Raw genomic sequence first — 19,102 nt, 5'->3', positions numbered from 1 at the left:
ACTGTTGAACTACAATTTACAAATTGATAATAACCAGAATGAGTTAATTGAGATGGAGATGATAATGTATCTATATCATAATTTTGGATATACCCTATTTCGCTATTTCATGGGGACAACCTTTTGGCATATTATCCTATTTTTAAATACGTAACCGCTTTTAAAGCCAAATTATTAAATATCTGTGAACTACCTTTGAACAAGATACGAAACGTTACGGTTCCGGTATTCGAATCGAACGAAGCCTGAATTGTGCTTTTCCAATAAGGATCATCCGTAAATGTGTTTGCCACTGTCGTTCCATATGTGCGACCATTGCCTGTTAAGATAAGTATGTCGTATACTGCAGATTCAAAAGCCAAACTTACCATATTTGCGCCGATTAAACTATTGTGCTGATATTTATAGTCCGTATTTATTGCGCTTGGAATTACATTTATCCATAGTGTTTTAGGTGTGGCATTGTTCCAGCGGGCAGAGACCTCGCTATTTAAAAGAATAACTGAATTTGAAAATACTGAGCCGAAAGGCTCTTTATTTATATATCAAAAAAAGAAAGAGAGGGAAAAGAACATGGACAAAATGATTCTCAAAGACAACACAACAATCGAACTGCAGACGGGCGCATCCCTGTCAGCGGTGACAGCCAAGTTTGACAGCAAGGATGCTATGCTGGTGGCTTGGAAAACACTGACTCCGGAAAATCTGGCAGAAGTAAAATTCCAGAATAATGCTGGAATGACTGTCGGGACATATACGGACTTGATTCTTGAATCTGAAACCTCGCAGGAAGTATCTGATGGCGTACAGACCACGTTTTCTTTCCGTGAGAAAACCGATACGGAAAAACGTTTGGATGCCCTGGAAGAGGGACAGGCGGTGCAAGATGAGGCGATCAATGATCTTGGAACAGCGACAAGCGAGCTGGCAGAGAAAGAAGGTGTAGAGTAATGGGGGCGTTTTATGGGAAAAGAATCAGAAGCGGGAAAATGACACTGGAAGAGGTGCCGACTTACTGGAAAAAAGCGACTGAAAAATGGCTGAAAGAACATCCGGAGGAGGTGGAAAGATGAGTAGAAATGCGTGCGTAACAATGCAGATGCTGGCGACCGGATTGGTGGCCTACCTCAGCGACAAGCTGGGAGTTACTTTTTATTTGCTGGGGTTGCTTCTGGCTCTCATGGTGATTGATTATCTGTCCGGTATGGCAGCAAGCAGGGTGGAGGCGTTGGAGCATCCAAACGATAAGACTTATGGGTGGAGTAGCCGCAAGGGGGCGATCGGGATCGCCAAAAAAGTGGCTTATCTGTTTGTGATCGCGGTGGCGATGGTAATTGATTACGTTATTATCCAGACATCAAGTGTGCTGGGAGCATCGCTGCCTAATACGATGCTGTCATTACTGGTAACGGTCTGGTATTTACTCAATGAGGCATTGTCGATTACTGAAAATGCCGGGCGCATGGGAGCACCAGTGCCGGAATGGCTTGCAAAATACATAGCCGTCCTTAAAAACAAGATTGACAGCAAAGGCGAAAACGGAGACAACCATGCATAGAAGGAGGTGATCCGGATATCTCCCGCGGCAGCCTGGGTCATGGCTGCCATTGCGATATCGCAACAGGGCGGACCTAGTTCCGCTCCTTACATATTATAAAGAAAAGAGGACAAATCAATGATGAAAGCAATGTTATCTCAGCCGATGGCTGGAAAAACGGATGAGGAAATTATCGCAACCAGAGAAAAGGCGATCAAGGCGCTGGAGGCGCGGGGATACGAGATCGTGAATACCCTGTTTACAGATGAGTGGTACAACCGTGAAAACATGGAGAAACGCGGCGTGGTGCAGATCCCGCTTTGCTTCCTTGCAAAGTCACTGGAAAATATGTCTCTGTGTCATGCGGCGTATTTTTGTAAAGGATGGGAACAAGCGCGGGGCTGCCGGTTAGAGCACGAGGCGGCTGTAGCTTACGGTCTGACTGTTATTTATGAGGAGTGAGATTATGAGAGATATTACATTATGCCATCCGCGTCTCCAGACCCTGACTGCGCAGCTCGTCGATAAGTGTGCCGGTGCAGGTTTGCCGATTAAAATCGGGGAATCTTTCCGGAGCGTCGCCGAACAGGACGCTCTGTATGCACAAGGACGCACGCAGCCGGGCAGTATTGTCACGAATGCAAAAGGCAGCAGCTACAGCAGTCAGCACCAGTGGGGCATCGCAGCGGATTTTTACCGCGCTGACGGAAAAGGTGCATACAACGAAGCAGGAGATTATTTCAATCGGGTTGGAGCGATCGCCAAGCAGCTGGGGCTTGCATGGGGAGGCGATTGGAAAAGCATCGTAGACAAGCCACACGTATATTTGCCGGATTGGGGCAGCGGTACTGGGATTTTGAAACAGAAATATGGGACATTTGAGGCGTTTAAAAAGACCTGGGCGGTGGAGAACAGCACGGTACCAGAACAGTCAAAAACGGTGATCACCGATCTTAAAGAAATTAAGAGCGGCATACGCGGGTTGAGAGTCACTGCGTCCTCACTTATCATACGAACAACTCCAAAAGGTACAGACACAGGCAAGCGCTACACCAAGGATCAGCGTGTGCAGCCAATTAATAAATGCTTTGCCGACGGCGATCCGTGGATCCAGACTGCGGACGGCTGGGTGTCTGGCAAGTATCTTACTGGCTGGGTGTGCCAGGACGGGCGTTGGTGGTATCTGCTGAGTGGGTACACCTACCGGCACGATGCAGTCTGCCAGATTGACGGACAGGCGTATGCGTTTGATTCTGACGGCTGGATGATTACGGCTGACCGGATAGCAGAGGACGGTCATATCCAGAATGTGTGAAGTGATGTAAAAATAGTCCTTTTTTCGTGTTGCATTCGTGTTGCATAATACCTTTAAAAAGCCTGTTTTTACATTTACATGTTTTACCTCTAAAACGCCGAAACCCCTTGAAAATAAAGGAAAAATCCAATATTTTCAAGGGGTTTCAAATATGCCGGCTGCGGGACTTGAACCCGCACGGTGTTGCCACCAATGGATTTTGAGTCCACCTCGTCTGCCATTCCGACAAGCCGGCTGTCTATCGACGCTTTTTATCTTACCAAAATTGGAGACAGATTGCAACTGTTTTTTTGTTTGTTTTGAAATTAAGAAGCGAAGCATTCGCAGGGGCTTGCGTGTTTCATTAAAATAAGGTATGATTAGGTTCAAATGGGTTTATGAACGCGTCATGCGTGAATGATAATTCATATGGAATGACAGACTGGAAAAGGAGGTGGCGTCTGTGACCTGTCGGGAAGCGGAGCGTCTTGTGACGCCGTATATCCAGGATAAACTGAGCGGGGATGAGCTGGAAGCGTTTCTGGAGCATCTGGAACATTGTCGCAACTGTCAGGAAGAATTGGAAATTTATTTTATGGTGGATGTCGGACTGAAACAGCTGGACACCGGATCGGGTACTTTTGATATCATGGGCGCACTGCAGAAGCGGATCGCTGAGTCATATGCCCGTGTGCGCCGGATGTGGCGCTTCCGGAAAATGGAGTATGCGGTCAATACGCTGGGCGTGATGGCGGTATTGGTGACGGTGATGCTGCAGGTCAGGATTTGGCTGGCACCATAGAAAAAAGCAACAAGTGATAGAACAGGAGACGGAAACAGATGGGCAAATTAGTGCTGATAGATGGTCATAGTATACTCAACCGGGCATTTTACGGGGTGCCGGAGTTGACAAATTCGAAGGGACTCCACACCAATGCAGTGTACGGATTTTTAAATATCATGTTCCGGGTGATCGAAGATGAGGGGGCAGACTATCTGGCAGTGGCATTTGACTTGAAAGAGCCGACATTCCGTCACAAAATGTATGCGGCATACAAGGGAACGAGAAAACCGATGCCGCAGGAGCTGCATGAGCAGGTTCCGGTGATGAAGGAAGTGCTGACAGCGATGGGCGTGCCGATTCTTACCAAGGCGGGGTATGAGGCAGACGATATTCTGGGAACGATCGCGAAACGCTGTGCGGCGGAGGGCGTGGAGGTTTCTATCGTATCAGGAGATCGTGACCTGCTGCAGCTTGCAGATACGCACATTAAGATTCGGATGCCGCGTACTTCGAAAGGTACGACGGAGATACGCGACTATTACCCGGAGGATGTGAAGGCGGAGTATCAGGTGACGCCGATCGAATTTATTGATGTAAAGGCGCTGATGGGCGATACTTCGGATAATATTCCGGGCGTGCCATCGATCGGTGAAAAGACGGCAACCAGCCTGATTACCACCTACGGAAGCATTGAGAATGCGTATGCACACATTGATGAGGTAAAGCCGCCGCGCGCACAGAAAGCGCTTCGGGAGCATTATGACATGGCGCAGATGAGCAAGGATCTGGCAACGATCCGCATCAATTGCGAGATTGGTTTTTCGCTGGAGGAGGCGAAGCTGGATTCGCTTTATACGCCGGAGGCATATCAGTATATGAAGCAGCTGGAATTTAAGTCCATTCTGCAGAAATTTGGTGAGGACGCCTTTGCGTCATCAGAAATGGAAAAATCTTTCCGTCTGGTAAATGATTTTGGCGAGGCACAGGTGATTTTTGACCGTGCACAGCGGGCGGAGGAGATCGGCGCGCAGCTGGTGATTGAAAAAGGAGAGGTTGTGGCACTGGCACTCTGCCTGGACGGGACATCGATCTATGCGATCCCGGCGGTTGGGTTCCTGACCGGACAGTATCTGGCGGAGGAGCTGGAACGCCTGATGGAGGTGGTTCCGTCTGTGACGGTTCTGGATCTCAAAATCCAGCTTCCATTTCTTAAAAATCACAGCCGCCGGATCGTGGACGGCATCCGGAATGCAGAAGGAAACCGTGCGGTTATGGACGCAGGCGTGGCGGCGTATCTGTTAAATCCGCTCAAGGATACCTATGGATATGATGACCTGGCGCGCGATTACCTGGATATGACCGTGCCGTCACAGGTCGATTTGCTTGGAAAAACGGCGCTGTCGGATGCATTTGAGACAATGCCGGAGAAAGCGTTGAATTGTGTCTGCTACATGGCATATACGGCGTGGAAATCGCGGGAAATCCTGCTGGGGCGGCTTCGAAGACATGGAATGCTGCATCTCTTTTATGAGATAGAGATGCCGGTTATTTACAGCCTCTACCATATGGAAGAGGAAGGTATTCAGGTGCGCCGGGAGGAATTGAAAGCCTACGGCGAACGCCTCCAGACGCAGGTAGAGAAACTGGAGCAGGAGATTTACGCCGAGACGGGCTGTGAATTTAATATTAATTCCCCGAAGCAGCTGGGTGAGGTTTTATTTGAAAAAATGTCCCTGCCGGGCGGCAAAAAGACGAAGACCGGCTATTCGACGGCGGCGGATGTGCTGGAAAAACTGGCGCCGGAGTATCCGGTTGTGCGGAAAGTATTAGACTATCGCCAGGTGGCGAAACTCAAATCGACCTATGCGGACGGGCTGGGTGCATTTATCCGGGAGGACGGACGAATCCACGGAACCTTTAACCAGACGATCACAGCGACAGGACGTATCAGCAGTACAGAGCCGAACCTGCAGAACATTCCGGTGCGTATGGAGCTGGGACGCGAGATCCGGAAGCTGTTTGTACCGCGCGAGGGCTGTGTGCTGGTTGACGCTGATTATTCCCAGATTGAGCTGCGTGTGCTGGCGCATATGTCGAATGATAAGAACCTCATCCAGGCATACCGGCAGGCGGAGGACATCCACGCGATCACGGCGTCGCAGGTATTCCATGTGCCGCTTGAGGAAGTGACACCGCAGCTTCGCCGCAATGCAAAAGCAGTCAATTTCGGTATCGTATATGGTATCAGCGCGTTTGGACTGGGCGAAGATCTCGGCATTTCCCGCAAGGAAGCGACCGAGTACATTGAGCGCTACTTTGAAACCTACCCGGATGTCAAACGTTTCCTCGATGGTCTGGTAAAAACGGGCAGGAAATACGGCGAGGTCAAGACTATGTATGGGCGTGTGAGACCGATTCCTGAGCTGAAATCCGGCAATTTTATGCAGCGTTCGTTCGGTGAGCGTGTGGCGATGAATTCCCCGATTCAGGGAACTGCAGCCGACATTATCAAGATTGCGATGATCCGCGTCGATCAACGCCTGCGCCGCGAAGGACTGCGTTCCCGCATTGTCCTCCAAGTGCACGATGAACTCCTGATTGAAACCTGGAAAGAAGAGCTGGAACAGGTGCAGTCGATTCTGGCGACGGAGATGAAACGTGCGGCGCAGCTGCAGGTGGAGCTGGAAATCGATATGAAGATGGGAAATTCGTGGTTTGAAACGAAATAATGGAAAGGTACAGATAAACATGAAGATAATCAGTATTACCGGAGGCGTTGGTTCCGGTAAGAGTGAGGTCCTGCGTGTGCTGCAGGAGGAATTTGACGCGGAAATTATTAAGGCAGATGAAGTGGCTCACCAGCTCATGGAGCCGGGTAAGAAAGGCTATCAGCATGTGGTAGAGGCGCTGGGTGATTCCTTTTTAAATAAGGACGGCAGCATTGACCGCAAAAAGCTGGCGGCGCTTATTTTCCAGAATAAAGAGGCGGTGGAGACGATGAACGCCATCATCCACCCGATGGCGTGGGAGGAGATCCGCTATGCGATCAACCATTCCGACAAGGAGATCATCGTTGTGGAGGCAGCTCTCTATGATGACGAGCACAATGCGATGTTTGATGAAATCTGGTATGTATACACATCGGTGGAGAACCGCATCAAACGTCTGATGGCAAGCCGCGGCTACAGCGAGGAAAAATGCCGGGGCATCATGGCAAATCAGGCATCCGAGGACGATTACCGGAGTTTTGCGACGCGTGTGCTGGACAACAACGGCGGGATTGAGGATATTCGGAAGCAGATAGCGTCATTTTTAGGAAAAGAGGATTAGGATACATATGCGGATGGTTAGTATTGCCAGCGGCAGCAGCGGGAATTGTATTTATATAGGAAGCGACAACACCCACGTTCTGGTGGATGCGGGGATCAGCAACAAGCGTATTGAGATGGGGTTAAATGACCTGGGGCTGAATGCGCGGGAACTGGATGGAATTCTCATCACGCATGAACATTCCGACCATATCAAAGGGCTCGGCGTGCTGGCGCGCAAATATGGCACACCTATTTACAGCACAAAAGAGACATTAGAGGAAATTCAGGATTCCAAGAGTCTTGGCGAGATTCCGGAAGATCTGATGCACCCGATTACGCCGGATGTTGATTTTATGGTAGGAGATCTGGAAGTCAAACCGTTCCGGATCGACCATGATGCAGCGAATCCTGTTGCCTACCGGGTTCAGAATGAAAAAAGATCGGTGGCGGTGGCGACGGATATGGGGCATTATTCCCAGTACATCATTGACCATCTGCAGGGGCTGGATGCGATTTTGCTGGAAGCCAACCACGATGTCAAAATGCTGGAGGCAGGACCGTATCCGTATTACCTGAAGCGTCGTATCTTAGGCGATTACGGACACCTTTCCAATGAAAATGCGGGACGGCTTTTAAGTTCCATTCTGCATGACAATTTAAAGCATATTTTCCTGGGGCATCTGAGTAAGGAAAATAATTACGAAGAGCTGGCATATGAGACGGTGCGTCTGGAGATCACAGAGGGAGATACGCCGTATAAGGCGAATGATTTCCCGATCACAGTGGCAAAACGCGATGCAGTGTCGCAGATTGTGACGGTGTAGAAGACGTAAAAGTATTAAAATTGGTTATACAAAGTCTGAAAATAAGCCAGAAGATATATTTGGGGTTATGGCTTGGAGGCATGGACAAACGTGTGGGGTTGACAGAAATATCGTTACTGTACACGCATACGTGTCCAGTAACGGAATATCATTTTAGGTGTAAAAGTCAGCAGCCGGATGGCAGTTGAGTTTTTATAGAAATTAGTAAGTCATAAAAACATTTCCGCCATAGGACGGAGAGCACACAGGAGGATGAAACCTATGAGTAAGATTATTATTACTATCGTTGGACAGGACCGCGTCGGTATCGTTGCAAAAACGTGTAATTATCTGGCTGACCACAACATGAACATTCTTGACATCACGCAGACGATCCTGCAGGAATATTTCAACATGATGATGATCGTGGATATTTCCGGTTCCAAGACATCCTTTGATGATATGGCGCATGAGCTGGACAAGCTGGGACAGGAGATCGGCGTAAAGATTCTCTGTCAGAGAGAAGAGATTTTTACCAGTATGCACAGAATCTAAGCAAATATTTTCAGAAAGGACGTAAAACCAATGATTAACATGCAGGAAGTTCTGGAAACTAATAACATGATCGCGCATGAAAAACTGGATGTGCGGACGATCACGATGGGTATCAGCCTCTTAGACTGTGTGGACAGTGATCTGGCGAAGATGAATGAGAAGATCTACAATAAGATTACAACTTATGCGAAAGATCTTGTATCGACCGGCGATGCCATCGGACGTGAATTTGGGGTTCCGATCGTCAATAAACGTATCTCGGTTACTCCGATCGCGCTGGTAGGTGGAAGTGCCTGCAAGAAGAGCGAGGATTTTGTAGAGATTGCGAAAACACTTGATAAGGCAGCGAAAGAAGTGGGCGTCAACTTTATCGGAGGCTATTCCGCATTGGTTTCCAAGGGAATGACACCGGCGGAAGAGCTTCTGATCCGCTCGATCCCGCAGGCACTTGCCTGCACCGACCGTGTGTGCAGCTCCATCAATGTCGGTTCTACCAAGACAGGTCTTAACATGGATGCGGTCCGTCTGATGGGCGAGATGGTTGTGGCAACCGCAGAGGCAACGAAGGACAATGATTCCCTCGGCTGTGCGAAGCTGGTTGTATTCTGCAACGCGCCGGATGATAACCCGTTCATGGCAGGTGCATTCCATGGCGTGACTGAGGCGGATGCGATCATCAACGTCGGCGTCAGCGGTCCGGGAGTTGTAAAGACGGCTCTGGAAAAGGTACGTGGCGAGAACTTTGAGGTGCTGTGTGAGACGATCAAGAAGACGGCGTTCAAGATCACCCGTGTTGGACAGCTGGTAGCACAGGAGGCGTCCAAACGTCTGGGCGTTCCGTTTGGCATCATTGATCTGTCGCTGGCACCGACTCCGGCAGTCGGAGACAGTGTGGCGGAGATTCTGGAAGAGATCGGCTTAGAGCGCAGCGGTGCCCCGGGTACAACAGCAGCGCTGGCAATGTTAAATGATCAGGTTAAGAAGGGCGGCATCATGGCGTCCTCCTATGTTGGCGGACTCAGTGGTGCGTTTATTCCGGTCAGCGAGGATCAGGGCATGATCGATGCAGTTTCTGAGGGTGCGCTTACGATTGAGAAGCTGGAAGCAATGACCTGTGTCTGCTCTGTAGGTCTTGATATGATTGCGATCCCAGGCGATACGAAAGCGACCACGATCGCCGGTATCATCGCGGACGAGGCGGCAATCGGCATGATCAACCAGAAGACAACGGCAGTCCGCCTGATTCCGGTCATCGGGAAAACAGTGGGCGATACGGCAGAGTTCGGCGGTTTGCTTGGCTATGCGCCGATCATTCCGGTCAACCGTTTCTCCTGCGACAACTTTGTCAAACGTACCGGACGTATCCCGGCACCAGTACACAGCTTTAAGAACTAATAGGAGTTTCATATGGATAAATCACAGGAACTGAGAGAGGTGCTTCTGCGGTATCTTGATGCCGATCTGGAGCGAATCATTTTCAGCAACCCGAGAACCCGTGAATCCTATCTGAAATTAACCGTGCGTCCTCTGCTTCTGCGGGGGGCGCTTGCTTTTCAGACGGAAGAATTTACGGAAAAACAGGCATTTCAGAAAAATCAGAACGCAGAAAAGACCGTCGAGTACCTGCTCGGAGAACTGGAAAACCGTTACCGCAATGCGGAGATCGCGTCGCTTCACGGGATTGTCAATATTCTGATCAGTAAGAAGGGGACAGTGACGATCAAAGAGAAGAAGGTAGGGGTTAAAAGGGCAGAGAATCGGACGGTATCGGTGGCAGCAGGTGATGTGCAGAAAGCTGGAAAGCAGATGCCGGCGAAGAGTCATGCAGATGTGAAAGAAAATTCGCTCGAAAAATCGGGTCAGAGTCAGTCAAGTCACGAAAACGGAAAGATGCAGAGAAGTGCTAAAATACAGGGAAATGGTAAACTGCAGAGCAATGCGAAACAGCAGAAAAATGCAGGAACAGGACTGTCGGCTGGCATGGATGCCGCAGCGTTTTCAGAACGTCTGGCTTCGTTATCCCATAACCGTACTAAAAAATACGTCCTTCAGGAAGGCGTCCCAGTCCCATTTCTGGTAGATCTCGGTGTCATGACGGCAGAAGGCAAAGTTGTGAAATCCCGCTACGACAAATTTCGCCAGATCAACCGTTTCCTGGAATTTATTGAGGATGTACTTCCGAATCTCGATCCGAACCGGACGAATACGATCATTGATTTCGGATGCGGGAAATCATATCTGACGTTTGCGATGTATTAGTATCTGCATGTGCTGAAAAAATATTCGATCCGTGTCATCGGTCTGGATCTGAAAAAAGATGTCATTGCGCTCTGCAACCGCCTGAGCAAGAAGTTTGGATTTGAGAACCTGACCTTCCTGCACGGCGACATCGCCGGATATGAGGGCGTCGATCAGGTCGATATGGTCGTGACGCTGCACGCCTGTGATACAGCGACCGATTATGCGCTGGCAAAAGCGGTCAAATGGGGCGCAAAAGTCATTCTTTCCGTTCCATGCTGTCAGCATGAGATTAACAAGCAGATTCAGAACGACCTTCTGTCGCCGGTTTTACAGTACGGTCTTCTGAAAGAACGTATGTCGGCGCTTCTGACCGACGGAATCCGTGGGCAGCTCCTCGAAATGTCCGGCTACCGGACGCAGATTCTCGAATTCATCGACATGGAACATACACCGAAAAACATCATGATCCGTGCGATCCGCCAGGGCAAGAAAGCAGACGGGGCGGCATTAGAGACAATGATGAAGGAATTGCATGTGAAGCCGACATTGTATGGATTGTTGGTGGGGGAAGAGGCGTAGGAAATTTAGAAAGCACTTTTATGGGGGTTGATAATGCTGGACAGTTATAGCTGATAAAACCTCTTCGCAAATTCCAAAAACACCCCGCCTTCCTCCGCCATATACTTAACCGGTGAATACACCAGATAGAGTTTCCGGAGAAAGGCAGCTTCCCCAAGCGGAAAGAGAAGCAGTTTCCCCTGCCGTGCATCTGCCTGTATAGTTGCTTTTGAGAGAATGGAGATGCCCATTCCCAGCATGATACACTGCTTGAGGGCGGCGGCATCGTCCATCACGGCAATAACATTTAAATCATCGAGTGAAAGCCCTTTATTTTTCAGGAAATAAAGGGTTTCCTGTTTTGTGCCGGAATTATCTTCCCGGAGCAGAAACGGTTCTTTTAAAAGGGCATCCAGCGGTGATGGAATAGACTGGTAAGCCTGATAATGCGGTGTGGCGGGGGCAGCGATCACAAGCTCATCGGAGGCAAATGGGAGAAATTCGCAGGAGGTGTCCGAGGTAGTAGTTCCGACCAGACCGATGTCGCAGATGCCGTCATCCACCTTATGTACAACGTCCAGGCTGTCTGAGCAGGAGGCATAGACACGGATATCAGGATGAACTGCGTGATAAGCGCTTAAAAGTTCCGGCAGAAAATAAAGGGACGGAACGGAGGATGCGCCGATCCGAAGCTGCGGTTTCGTCTCGTTGGCGAGTTCCACGATTGCTTTCTGCTGCAGGGTCAGAATCTCCGTGGCATAGGAATATAATTTTGTCCCGGCAGGAGTCAGGGAGAGCGATTTGGTGGTGCGCTTTAAAAGCTGGGTGTGAAATTCCTCCTCCAGACTGCGGATGTGGGCGCTGACAGTCGGCTGTGAGATGTACAGCTTCTGGGCGGCAAGCGAAAAACTCTGATATTTGACGGTGTACACGAAAGCTTCTAATTGGCGGATGTCCATATATTTAAAATCCTTTCTATAGATAAAATCAATTTTTAATGATTCTGTGATAAAATCCAAAATTAAAATGAATAGTAGACAGGTGAAAACAATCTCTAAAGAAGAGTGTAGCTTTATTTATTGAAAATATCAATAAGTTTATAGCAAATATCAATATAAACGATTTTACCATAAAAATACAGGATGTTATACTTGTCTGCGGAAAGTATGGATAGATCCATGAAATGTACGCGCTTGAAATTTTTCTTGTTTGATTTTGTGAGATGATTTTTTTGCCAGATGCACTCAAATTTCTGATATGTATTGATGAAATGCGAGTGTGGTGCGTGAAATCACCCACAATGACGAGGGTGAGAAAAACTTTAAGAGTACATGAAATAAAAAAGGAGGCAGGTATGAAAGTATTTGACAAGACATGGAGCTGGCAGTGGCAGGCGCGCTTGTGGGTGTGCTGGCAGCATTGCTGGCGTATTTTGGAAATCCGGCCAATATGGCGATCTGTATTGCGTGCTTCGTACGTGATACGGCGGGCGCGCTGAAACTTCACTCAGCAGCACCGGTTCAGTATTTCCGTCCGGAGATTGTAGGATTTGCAGTGGGAGCATTTGCGATCTCACTGGTGACGAACGAGTATAAGGCGACAGCAGGTTCTTCACCGATGATCCGCTTTGTTCTGGGTGCGATCATGGTAATCGGCGCGCTGGTATTCTTAGGGTGTCCGCTGCGTATGGTTCTGCGTATGGCAGCCGGTGACCTGAATGCGTATGTAGCGCTGGTTGGATTTGCAGGCGGTATTGCAACTGGTTCGTTCTTCCTGAAAAAGGGATTTTCACTGGGCAGAGCGTATGAGACGCAGAAATCAAGCGGATATGTGCTTCCGGTGCTCCTTTTGGCGCTTTTTATCATTGGAGCAGTAACAGGCGTATACGCAGCCAGCACGGAAGGACCGGGAAGCAAGCACGCACCGGTTCTGATTTCCCTGGTTGCGGCTCTCCTGATTGGTGCATTGGCACAGAAGAGCCGTATGTGTTTTGCAGGTAGCATCCGTGATGTGATTCTGATGAAAAACTTTGATCTGCTCAGCATTATCGGCGCACTGTTTGCAGTCATGCTGATTTTTAACCTTGCAACTGACAATTTCCATTTGAGCTTTTCCGGTCAGCCGATCGCGCACTCCCAGCATCTCTGGAATATTCTGGGTATGTATGCCGTTGGATTTGCAGCCGTTCTGGCTGGCGGATGCCCGCTGCGTCAGATCATTCTGGCAGGGCAGGGCTCCTCGGACAGTGCGGTAACCTTTCTGGGAATGCTGTTAGGGGCGGCACTTGCACACAATTTTAACCTGGTTGGTGCGGCAGCAAAAGCGGCAACCGAGACAGAGGCAGCCGTTTTGGGTGGTCCGGCGATGCCGGGCAAAATTGCCGTAATTGTATGTATTGCCCTGTTATTCGTGATTGCAGCGGCAAATATGAAACGTAGAAAGAAATAAAGAAAAGAGGAAACGGAAAATGTCAGATTTTGTTGAGGTAGATGTGCGGGGACTCTCCTGTCCGGAACCGGTTTTGATGGTGATGGATGCGATGGATGAACATCCGGGAAAACAGATCCGTGTGCTTGGCGATGAGGCACACACCCGGACGAATATTGAGCGCACGTTGGAGTATCATGGAAAAGAGGGGCACACCGAGGTGCTGGAAAACGGCTGTTTCACCATTACCTTTGAAGCGTGATGCTGCTCTGGAATATTAAATAGGTGGAAATGATGAGGCAGAAACGGGAATATCGGATTTTTACCTTTCACACGACGGCTGCGGCGATGGAGATGGAGGCATTCTGCCGGGAACAGGGAATCAGAGGGCGCCTGGTGCCTGTCCCACGCGAACTCTCAGCAGGCTGTGGAATTGCCTGGCGGATGGAACCGGCGGAATATGAACGGTTTCAGGGAGTGATTGCGGAGAGCCAGATTGAGATCGAGCAGAGCTGTGTGATGATGAATTAAACAAAATGTTATGTTAGAGCAGATATCATAGAAAAAGTATATAGGAAAAAGCGGCGGTATCGGCAGCAGCGAGACATTCAAAAAAGAATGGAGCGCTGACAGTGTGATACCGCTGCTTTTTGGTGTGTAAATCGAGGTCAGAATGAGGTCATTGAGGTCAGAAATCAAATCATGACCTCGATGACCTCATTTGTGACCTCGATGATCCCAATATTTTGAAATATTATTCTCCCGCCTTCGCCTCATTCAGCAGCCGTGCAATCTCCCCGCGCACCAGCGAGAATGCAACCTCATTCCGCCCGCTGTTGGTAACCACATCCGCATAGGCGCGGGTCGGTTCTACAAAGAGGGCATGCATCGGTTTGACGGTGGTCAGGTACTGATCGATGATGTTTTCGATATCGCGTCCGCGCTCTTTCGTGTCACGTAAGATTAGGCGGAGAATTCGCTCATCGGCATCGGCATCGACGAAAATGCGGATGTCGAGCAGATTGCGGAGTGCTTCGTCATAGAGAACGAGAATGCCCTCCAACAGGATAACCGGGCGCGGCTCGATGTGAATGGTTGCTTCGGCGCGGTTGTGGTTGGCGTAGTTGTAGGTTGGACAGTCGATCGCCTCCCAGTTTTTCAGTTTATTAAGGTGCTCAAGAAGCAGCTCTGTTTCAAATGCATCCGGGTGGTCGTAGTTCAGCTTTTTGCGCTGTTCAAATGGCATGTCATCGTGGGCGCGGTAGTAGTTGTCGTGGTAAAGCACGGTTACCTGATCACCAAATGCGTCTTTCAGACGGTTTGTAAAAGTGGATTTTCCTGAACCGGTTCCTCCGGCAATTCCGATGATAATAGGTGATTTTCTATTCACTATGTTTTCCTCCATTTGTAAGTTTTATCTCAGTCGAGAAGAGTCCCACCTCTTTAGGTGGCGAGTAATAGCAAATTTGTCTCAGTGGGAGGTGGGTCTCCGACTGAGATAAACGCTCCGCGGGGATGCGCAGTGATTCTGTATGGAATATGTCAGCTTTGCTGACCAGAATCACGCGCCAAGTCTCACGGACGTTCGACTTGAAAATTGGTTCATTTTTATACAAAAACCAGTCCTTCTGTATATTCATTTTGAAATACGCCGCTGCGCTTCATCCGCACCGTCTGGTATAAATGCGAGGCGTACACCTCCTGCTCCAGCAGCGCGAGCGCCGACGGGGAGAGGTTCTGGGCGGCATCTGCCATTTTAGTGATGAGGGGGATGCTGCTTTTTTTATGCAGACAGGAGAGCAGAGGGCTGCTCTGCCTGCGAAAACCGAGAATTCGTGCATAGAGTGCATAGCCCTCGTCCTTCCACCGGGAAATATCTTCCTCGCGCATACCGAGTACCAGATGCAGAAGCGCCCGGCTGACACGCGTGTAGGTAAGCTGGCGCGTCTTTAACGCCTGAATCCGTTCTTCAAAAGAGAGAGGAAAGTAAGGTGGTTTTGCAAGACGGGCGGCAAGCTCCGGGGAGAGATCTGCGATAGAGAATGTCGCCTGCATCTGTAAAACAGCAGCATTCAAAAGCTCTGAAAAATCATCCACAAAAACTGGAACCGCACCTGTATATGCGGGATGTGTTACGGCTGGCAAGTGAGATGCCAGAATATCGAGCAAATCTTTGTCTTTTGAAAGTGAGTTTCGAATTATCCCGCGAATTGCCGAAGCCGATGGAAAGTTAGCATCTGCCAGTGTATCTTCATGATATCCGCTTCCCTTCCGCGAAATCGTATAAAATTCCATCGGACTATGCAGATCTTCCGCCGCCCGCAGATATTCAATCCCGAGAATATTGTTCGGAGAAGTCAGAACCGAAGCCCATGTATCCTCCATTTCCAGCGCCTTCGCCCGTGCCTGCGGATAAGTCAGTCCCGCCTTCAACCCTTTCCGCAGCCGTTCCTGAAATTCTGCCGATTCGTGGTTCAGCGCAGAAGCAGCCTGCTTAAGGAATTCAATCTGCCCGCATTCACTGCCGAACACAACGGCATCCACACCGATCGCCGACAGAAGCGCGACTCCATAGGCGGCAAATTCATGCGCCGAAGCGGTAGAAAAAGCGACCGGCATCTCAAGTACCAGGTCGGCACCGGCGAGAAGAGCGGCTTTTGTACGACGGTACTTATCAAAGATGGCGGGTTCGCCGCGCTGGACGAAGCTGCCGCTCATCAGGACGACGCAGTAGTCTGCGCCGGTCAGTTCCCTTGCCCGCTGCATATGATACAGATGTCCGGCATGGAACGGGTTATATTCGGTAATTAAACCTACGATTTTCATAAATTTCAATCCTGTTTTTTGCATTTTTGCGAAGAATTTTGTAGCAGCCTTTTATAATAGAAGTAAAAACAAAAGTCTGTTGCTGTTGCGGCAGAAAATTCTGTAAAAAATAGCAGCCATTTTCTGCCTCATTTACATTATATAGTGGAAGTGCGGGAGCGTAAAGGACAAATTATAGTGCATCTTGTTAAAAATTTAATTAATCAAAAATTTGAAAATCGCTCTTGTATACAATAAACAACTGGTATATAATGTTAGCAGTAATAGACACACACTTATGAAAGGGGTTTTATAACCATGGCATTTATTGACAAAATTAAGGAAAGAGCAAAAACTGACAAAAAAACCATCGTTCTTCCAGAGTCAATGGACAAGAGAACATACGAGGCAGCTGAGAAAATTCTGAAAGAGGGTATCGCAAATCTGATCATCATCGGTACTCCGGAGGAGATTGAGAAAAACGGCAAAGGCTTCGACATTTCCGGTGCCACCATCGTTGACCCGTACAATGATCCGAATAAGCAGAAATACATCGACAAGTTCGTTGAATTAAGAGGCAAAAAAGGTGTTACTCCGGAAGTCGCAAAAGAGCAGATGGAGAAAGACTATATGTACTATGCTTGCCTGATGTGCAAGTGCGGCGATGCTGACGGCGCTGTATCTGGTGCATGCCATTCTACCGGCAACACCATTCGTCCGGCTCTGCAGCTTCTGAAGACCAAACCGGGTATTAGCTCTGTATCTGGCTTCTTCCTGATGGAAGTTCCGGATTGCGAGTTTGGTGAGAACGGTCTGTTCGTATTCGCTGACTGTGCAGTAAACACTGACTTCGATTCCAACAAGCTGGCTGAGATCGCTGGTCTGTCCGCAGAGAGCTTCAAGATGCTGGTTGGCGCAGAGCCGAAGGTAGCTATGCTGTCCTATTCTTCTATGGGTTCCGCTAAACATGATGATGTTACCAAGGTAGCAGATGCAGTTAAGATTGCTCATGAGAAGTTCCCGGAACTGAAACTGGATGGCGAGCTTCAGCTTGATGCAGCACTGGTTCCGTCTGTAGGCGAGGCTAAGGCACCGGGCAGCTCCGTAGCTGGACATGCTAACACCTTAGTATTCCCGTCCCTGGAAGCAGGAAACATTGGTTACAAACTGGTTCAGAGACTTGCAAAAGCAGGCGCTTATGGTCCGGTTCTTCAGGGTCTGTCCATGCCGGTAAACGATCTGTCCAGAGGATGCTTCGCAGACGATATCGTAGGCGTAGTAGCTATCACAGCTGTACAGGCTCAGCAGGCATAATTAATACCAATTGGAATCAAATGGATGGAGAACTGGCACCGCGTCAGAGAATCTTAAATCCGTTTAATTAAGAATTAAAAGTGATAATTACAGTTCAGCCCGGTATTCATACATAATCCTGCAGTTCACAACAGGGCAGTGCAGACGTTTTTGCAGATGCTTCCGTGTGAACCGCATATAGAGAATACCTGCGGCTGAATTGTGATGTTATAAAGAAAGGAATCTATTACCATGAATATTTTAGTTATTAACTGCGGAAGTTCTTCCTTAAAGTATCAGTTAATCAACTCTGAGACAGAGGGCGTTCTGGCTAAGGGTCTTTGCGAGAGAATCGGCATCGACGGTATGCTGACTTACCAGCCGGAGGGCGGCGAAAAAGAGAAATCTGAGATCGCTATGCCGACCCATACAGAGGCTATCAACGCAGTTCTGGCAGCCCTGACTAACGAGAAGAGCGGCGTTATCAAGAGCCTGTCTGAGGTAGGTGCAGTTGGACATCGTGTCGTACACGGCGGCGAGAAATTTACTTCTTCCTGCTTAATCAACGACGAGTCCATGAAAGCGATCGAAGAGTGCAACGATCTGGCACCGCTTCACAACCCGGCAAACCTGATCGGTATCCGTGCCTGCCAGGAACTTATGCCAGGCGTACCGATGGTAGCTGTATTTGATACCGCTTTTCATCAGACCATGCCGGATGTTGCTTACACCTACGGTATTCCGTATGAATACTATGAGAAATACAAAGTTAGACGTTACGGCTTCCATGGTACTTCCCACAGCTACGTATCTAAGAGAACCGCTGAGATCGTGGGAAAACCGTATGATCAGATGAAGATCATCGTTTGCCATCTGGGTAACGGCGCCAGCATCTCCGCTGTAAACTGCGGCAAATCTGTAGACACCAGCATGGGTCTGACTCCACTGGAAGGTCTGGTTATGGGTACACGTTCTGGTGACCTCGATCCGGCTATCATCGATTTCGTAGGTAAAAAAGAAGGTCTGTCCCTGGATGAGATGAACGAAGTCCTGAATAAGAAATCCGGTATGCTCGGTATCTCCGGCGTATCCAGCGATGGTCGTGATCTGGAAGCAGCAGCTGAGACTGGCAACAAGAGAGCACAGCTGGCTCTGGACGTATTCGATTACCGCGTAATCAAATATATCGGTGCATACGCAGCAGCTATGAACGGTGTAGATGCTATCGCATTTACCGCTGGTATCGGCGAGAACAACATCAAGATGAGAAAAGATGTTTGCAGCAGCCTGACCTACTTAGGCGTTAAACTGGATGAGGAGAAGAACAACGTAAGAGGTGAGGAGAGAATTATCTCTGCTGACGACTCCAAGGTTCAGGTTCTCCTGGTTCCGACCAACGAAGAGCTGGCTATCGCTCGCGAGACTCTTGCACTGGTAAAATAATTAAATATGAATTAAAATTTGCAAAAATATGTAAAATTAATCATTGACAAA

The 19,102-nt window shown here is 48.9% G+C and carries 19 protein-coding genes, 1 tRNA gene and 1 pseudogene; 17 read left to right on the top strand and 4 right to left on the bottom strand.

Features of this window, described 5'->3' with window-relative positions; all coding sequences use genetic code 11:
• The first annotated feature begins 573 nt into the window (after positions 1 to 573).
• From DWX91_RS02645 to DWX91_RS02630, 5 genes are all read left to right on the top strand, one after another.
• On the top strand, positions 574 to 951 hold the full coding sequence (locus tag DWX91_RS02645) for a hypothetical protein (protein WP_118472281.1): 378 nt from the start codon (positions 574 to 576) through the stop codon (positions 949 to 951).
• Entirely contained in the window at positions 951 to 1,073 is a 123-nt protein-coding gene (locus DWX91_RS17835) for a CD1375 family protein (RefSeq protein WP_279220582.1), read from the top strand. The genes DWX91_RS02645 and DWX91_RS17835 overlap by 1 nt, the downstream gene beginning before the upstream one ends.
• On the top strand, positions 1,070 to 1,558 hold the full coding sequence (locus DWX91_RS02640) for a phage holin family protein (RefSeq protein WP_118472282.1): 489 nt from the start codon (positions 1,070 to 1,072) through the stop codon (positions 1,556 to 1,558). Before DWX91_RS17835 ends, DWX91_RS02640 begins: the two co-directional genes overlap by 4 nt.
• Before the next feature lie 117 nt (positions 1,559 to 1,675).
• Positions 1,676 to 1,999 carry a DUF4406 domain-containing protein gene (locus tag DWX91_RS02635; RefSeq protein ID WP_118472283.1) on the top strand — a complete coding sequence of 108 codons (324 nt, stop codon included), beginning with the start codon at positions 1,676 to 1,678 and terminating at the stop codon, positions 1,997 to 1,999.
• A 4-nt stretch (positions 2,000 to 2,003) separates the two neighbouring features.
• Positions 2,004 to 2,852, top strand: a complete 849-nt coding sequence (locus tag DWX91_RS02630) for a M15 family metallopeptidase (RefSeq protein WP_118472284.1) — start codon at positions 2,004 to 2,006, stop codon at positions 2,850 to 2,852.
• 152 nt (positions 2,853 to 3,004) lie between these two features.
• Here the strand turns inward: DWX91_RS02630 and DWX91_RS02625 are convergent.
• Positions 3,005 to 3,087: transfer RNA gene (locus DWX91_RS02625), tRNA-Leu, on the bottom strand.
• A gap of 207 nt (positions 3,088 to 3,294) precedes the next feature.
• Here DWX91_RS02625 and DWX91_RS02620 point away from each other — a divergent pair.
• The 7 genes and pseudogenes from DWX91_RS02620 to DWX91_RS17830 all read left to right on the top strand — a co-directional run bounded on the left by DWX91_RS02620 (position 3,295) and on the right by DWX91_RS17830 (position 11,104).
• Positions 3,295 to 3,633, top strand: coding sequence for a zf-HC2 domain-containing protein (locus tag DWX91_RS02620; RefSeq protein ID WP_022360432.1), 339 nt, complete (start codon positions 3,295 to 3,297; stop codon positions 3,631 to 3,633).
• Between the two features lie 38 nt (positions 3,634 to 3,671).
• Positions 3,672 to 6,344: a DNA polymerase I gene (gene polA, locus DWX91_RS02615; protein WP_118472285.1), complete on the top strand. Its 2,673-nt coding sequence runs from the start codon at positions 3,672 to 3,674 to the stop codon at positions 6,342 to 6,344.
• Positions 6,331 to 6,945, top strand: coding sequence for a dephospho-CoA kinase (coaE, locus tag DWX91_RS02610; protein WP_333549076.1), 615 nt, complete (start codon positions 6,331 to 6,333; stop codon positions 6,943 to 6,945). The genes polA and coaE overlap by 14 nt, the downstream gene beginning before the upstream one ends.
• Positions 6,946 to 6,952: 7 nt before the next feature.
• Positions 6,953 to 7,750: an MBL fold metallo-hydrolase gene (locus DWX91_RS02605; RefSeq protein ID WP_022360435.1), complete on the top strand. Its 798-nt coding sequence runs from the start codon at positions 6,953 to 6,955 to the stop codon at positions 7,748 to 7,750.
• Between the two features lie 261 nt (positions 7,751 to 8,011).
• A complete protein-coding gene (locus tag DWX91_RS02600; RefSeq protein ID WP_022360436.1) occupies positions 8,012 to 8,284 on the top strand; it encodes an ACT domain-containing protein in 273 nt (90 codons plus the stop codon).
• Between the two features lie 30 nt (positions 8,285 to 8,314).
• Complete coding sequence (locus DWX91_RS02595; RefSeq protein ID WP_106999746.1) at positions 8,315 to 9,679, top strand: PFL family protein; 1,365 nt, start codon at positions 8,315 to 8,317, stop codon at positions 9,677 to 9,679.
• 12 nt (positions 9,680 to 9,691) lie between these two features.
• Positions 9,692 to 11,104 (top strand): annotated as a pseudogene (locus tag DWX91_RS17830) (SAM-dependent methyltransferase).
• Between the two features lie 44 nt (positions 11,105 to 11,148).
• Here the strand turns inward: DWX91_RS17830 and DWX91_RS02585 are convergent.
• Positions 11,149 to 12,042: a selenium metabolism-associated LysR family transcriptional regulator gene (locus tag DWX91_RS02585; protein ID WP_147341917.1), complete on the bottom strand. Its 894-nt coding sequence runs from the start codon at positions 12,040 to 12,042 to the stop codon at positions 11,149 to 11,151.
• Positions 12,043 to 12,457: 415 nt separating this feature from the next.
• On the opposite strand from DWX91_RS02585, the gene yedE reads away from it, so the two are divergent.
• From yedE to DWX91_RS02570, 3 genes are read left to right on the top strand one after another with little or no spacing between them, the layout of a single operon-like run.
• A complete protein-coding gene (gene yedE / locus DWX91_RS02580; protein WP_118538235.1) occupies positions 12,458 to 13,531 on the top strand; it encodes a YedE family putative selenium transporter in 1,074 nt (357 codons plus the stop codon).
• 19 nt (positions 13,532 to 13,550) lie between these two features.
• Positions 13,551 to 13,772, top strand: coding sequence for a sulfurtransferase TusA family protein (locus DWX91_RS02575; protein ID WP_106999760.1), 222 nt, complete (start codon positions 13,551 to 13,553; stop codon positions 13,770 to 13,772).
• A gap of 32 nt (positions 13,773 to 13,804) precedes the next feature.
• The gene (locus DWX91_RS02570; RefSeq protein ID WP_117795253.1) at positions 13,805 to 14,041 is read left to right on the top strand and encodes a DUF3343 domain-containing protein; all 237 of its coding nucleotides are present in this window, start codon (positions 13,805 to 13,807) and stop codon (positions 14,039 to 14,041) included.
• Between the two features lie 223 nt (positions 14,042 to 14,264).
• Here the strand turns inward: DWX91_RS02570 and udk are convergent, their stop codons facing one another.
• Together udk and DWX91_RS02560 are read right to left on the bottom strand one after the other, a co-directional pair.
• Positions 14,265 to 14,900 (bottom strand): uridine kinase, encoded by a 636-nt coding sequence (gene udk, locus DWX91_RS02565; protein ID WP_243017787.1) that lies wholly within the window; start codon positions 14,898 to 14,900, stop codon positions 14,265 to 14,267.
• A gap of 218 nt (positions 14,901 to 15,118) precedes the next feature.
• Positions 15,119 to 16,336, bottom strand: coding sequence for a nucleotidyltransferase family protein (locus DWX91_RS02560; protein WP_118472288.1), 1,218 nt, complete (start codon positions 16,334 to 16,336; stop codon positions 15,119 to 15,121).
• 297 nt (positions 16,337 to 16,633) lie between these two features.
• On the opposite strand from DWX91_RS02560, the gene pta reads away from it, so the two are divergent.
• Positions 16,634 to 17,629 carry a phosphate acetyltransferase gene (gene pta, locus DWX91_RS02555; RefSeq protein ID WP_118472289.1) on the top strand — a complete coding sequence of 332 codons (996 nt, stop codon included), beginning with the start codon at positions 16,634 to 16,636 and terminating at the stop codon, positions 17,627 to 17,629.
• A 231-nt stretch (positions 17,630 to 17,860) separates the two neighbouring features.
• Positions 17,861 to 19,051: an acetate/propionate family kinase gene (locus DWX91_RS02550; RefSeq protein ID WP_022360442.1), complete on the top strand. Its 1,191-nt coding sequence runs from the start codon at positions 17,861 to 17,863 to the stop codon at positions 19,049 to 19,051.
• The last annotated feature ends 51 nt before the right edge of the window (positions 19,052 to 19,102 follow it).

Origin of the sequence: Clostridium sp. AF22-10, from assembly GCF_003478725.1 — a bacterium.
GTDB lineage: Bacteria > Bacillota > Clostridia > Lachnospirales > Lachnospiraceae > Otoolea > Otoolea fessa.
The sequence above is the reverse complement of the archived record's forward strand: the minus strand, read 5'-3'. Positions and strand labels throughout refer to the sequence as shown.